The sequence below is a fragment of the Streptomyces sp. MK37H genome (assembly GCF_018035285.1).
GTDB lineage: Bacteria > Actinomycetota > Actinomycetes > Streptomycetales > Streptomycetaceae > Streptomyces > Streptomyces endocoffeicus.
Genome location: NZ_JAAAYH010000716.1, coordinates 1 through 2,721, shown reverse-complemented (window position 1 = coordinate 2,721; position 2,721 = coordinate 1). Strand labels below are relative to the sequence as shown.

Below are 2,721 nucleotides of genomic sequence, written 5' to 3'. Positions count from 1 at the left end.
CAGTCCGAGGGTGGCGGCGAGGGCCGCGATGGTGAAGAAGGCGGGGGTCGGGGCCCGGCCGGTCTCGATCTTCCGGAGGGTCTCGGCGGAGATCCCGGCCCCGGCGGCGACCTCGGCCATGCTCCGTTCGCCACGGGCCTGGCGCAGCAGGGCGCCGAGGAAGCGGCCGCGTTCACGTTCCAGCGGGGTGAGAGGAGTGCGCACCATGACCGTGATACTAATACCGGTATAGTAATTGGTGCACACCGAACCGGTGGTTCGGTCATGCGAAGGGGCTCACTCATGGTGGAAATCAAGACCGACGCGTCCCTGGACGCCATGCGCGAGGCGGGCCGCGTCGTGGCCTCGGCGCTCGACGCCGCACAGCGGGCGGCGGCCGTCGGCGTCTCGCTGCGCGACCTGGACGAGGCGGCGCGGGAGGTGCTGCGCGAGGCCGGGGCGAGCTCCCCGTTCCTCGGCTACCGGCCGCAGTTCGCGCCCACTCCCTTCCCCGCGGTCATCTGCGCCTCGGTCAACGACGCCATCGTCCACGGCATCCCGGGCGACTACCGGCTGCGCGACGGCGATCTGGTGACCATCGACTGCGGTGCGACGCTGGACGGCTGGAGCGGCGACGCCGCGGTCAGCTTCACCGTCGGCACCCCGCGCCCGGCCGACGTCCGGCTGATCGAGACCACCCGCCAGGCGCTGGAGGCGGGGATCGCGGCGGCCGTCGTGGGGGGCCGGATGGGCGACATCTCCCATGCCGTGGGGACGGTGGGGCGCGCCGCGGGCTACGGCATCATGGAGGACTTCGGCGGCCATGGCATCGGCCGGCGGATGCACGAGGACCCGCCGGTCCCCAACGAGGGGCGACCCGGCCGCGGCTTTCCGCTGCGGCACGGGCTGGTGCTGGCCATCGAGCCGATGTTCCTGGCAGGCGGCCTGGACGCGTACACCACCGATGACGACGGCTGGACGCTGCGGACGACGGACGGCAGCCGCGCCGCCCACAGCGAGCACACGGTGGCGATCACGGACGACGGCCCACGGATACTGACCGCGCTCTGAGAAGACAGATCCGAGAAGACAGATCCGAGAAGACACGGATCCGAGAAGACAGAAAACAGAGGGAACGCGGCGCCTCGCCCGCCCGCACCCGTCCGGACACACGCTCGCGGAATCGCCCAAAAGCGGACTGTGCAATACCGGACCGTTCATCAAACACTTAGCAGGGCTGTCTAAGGTCGCACCCATCGAAAAGCGCACCACCGGCCAGGCGAAAGGATGATGACCGTGACGGTGCCCCAGATCGACGACATCCCGCCCGCGGAACGGTTCGCGGCGTGGCGCGCCCTGTGCGAGCTGACGTCGATCCCCATGGAGCTGCGCAGCGACCATGAGCACGACTTCCGCGCGAACGTACGGGGCGGAGTGGACATCGGCGAGGTGATGCTGACCTACACCTCCGTACCGTCACTGCGGAACGAGCGGACGGCGGCCCACATCCGGCGCTCCGACCCGGAGCTCTACCATCTGCGGCTCACCCTGCGCGGGGAGAGCGACGTGTGCCACGGGGACACCGAAACCACGGTCGGCGCCCGGCAGTTCATGCTCACCTCCACCTCCACGCCGTACCTGGCGGTGTGCGAGCGCGGCAGGGTCGACGGGATGACGGTCACCCTCCGCCCCTCGCTGCTGCCGTTCCCGCCCGCCGAGCTCCAGCGGCTGCTCGGGCAGCGGCTGTCCGGACGGTCCGGGATCGGGGCCATGCTCGCCGACTTCCTCACCCGTCTGGCCACCGAGTCCGACGCCTACGGCCCGGCCGACGCACCGCGCCTCGGCACCGTCGCCGTCGATCTGCTCAACGCGCTGCTCGCGCATGAGCTCGACACCGGTGCCGAGGCGCGCGCCGAGAACCGGCTCACCCCTGAGAGCCGTCGGCGTACCCTGCGGTTACGTATCCAGGAATTCGTCCGGCAGAATCTGGACCGCCCGGGGCTCACCCCGGCCTCGATCGCCGCGGCCCATCACATCTCGCTCCGGTACCTCTACCGCCTCTTCGAGGAGCAGGGGCACACCGTCTCCGCGTGGATCCGCGCTCAGCGCCTGGAACGCTGCCGCCGCGACCTCGCCGATCCCGCTCTGGGCGACACCCCCATCCATGTCATCGCCGCCCGTTGGGGCTTCGGCCACGCCGCGGACTTCAGCCGTGCGTTCCGCAGCGCCTATGGCGTGCCCCCACGGGACTTCCGCCATAGGGCGCTTGCGGCGAACAGGTGAGCGGGGTTCCCCCCGTAGCAACCCTGCTCACCCGTCACTGATCAGCATGGGCCCGCGGGGGCCGGGATGTCGTTGGCCTCCTGTGCACACTGTCTTGATCCTGCGTGCATGGACCACGTCCGCTGTGCACGGACCGCGCATCCCCGCCCCCCCACGGGGTCACTTGGCGCGGGTCACCCGCAACTCCTCCATGCCCGCGCGCTTCTTGTCGTCCGCCGACCGCACGGTGACCCGTACGAAACGGGCCGGGCCGGTCGTCCCCTCGCGCCAGTGGCGGCCGTCGAGCGAGGTCCGCACCTCGTGGGAGGCGGGGCGGGTGCGGGTCCACTCCGGGCTGACCTTCGCCAGCCGCACGGCGCGCCCGAGGTCGGCCGTGAGCGTCCCCTCGGCGGCGTCGGGCACCCTAGGGGATGTCGGACAGGTCTTGATCCTGCCGTGCTGCTCCCGTCCCGCCCCTTC

At 71.2% G+C, this 2,721-nt stretch carries 3 protein-coding genes and 1 pseudogene; 2 read left to right on the top strand and 2 right to left on the bottom strand.

The genetic code is table 11. From position 1 onward, the window contains the following. A partial coding sequence (locus GWI24_RS43140; RefSeq protein ID WP_210951474.1) for a helix-turn-helix domain-containing protein occupies window positions 1-207 on the bottom strand: 207 nt, incomplete at its 3' end. A 75-nt stretch (window positions 208-282) separates the two neighbouring features. Here GWI24_RS43140 and map point away from each other — a divergent pair. Both map and GWI24_RS43130 read left to right on the top strand, forming a co-directional pair. Continuing rightward, window positions 283-1,050: a type I methionyl aminopeptidase gene (gene map / locus GWI24_RS43135; protein WP_210951473.1), complete on the top strand. Its 768-nt coding sequence runs from the start codon at window positions 283-285 to the stop codon at window positions 1,048-1,050. Between the two features lie 219 nt (window positions 1,051-1,269). Then, entirely contained in the window at window positions 1,270-2,262 is a 993-nt protein-coding gene (locus GWI24_RS43130) for a helix-turn-helix domain-containing protein (protein WP_210951475.1), read from the top strand. A 159-nt stretch (window positions 2,263-2,421) separates the two neighbouring features. Here the strand turns inward: GWI24_RS43130 and GWI24_RS43125 are convergent. Continuing rightward, window positions 2,422-2,721: pseudogene (locus tag GWI24_RS43125) on the bottom strand (discoidin domain-containing protein); the annotation flags it as partial.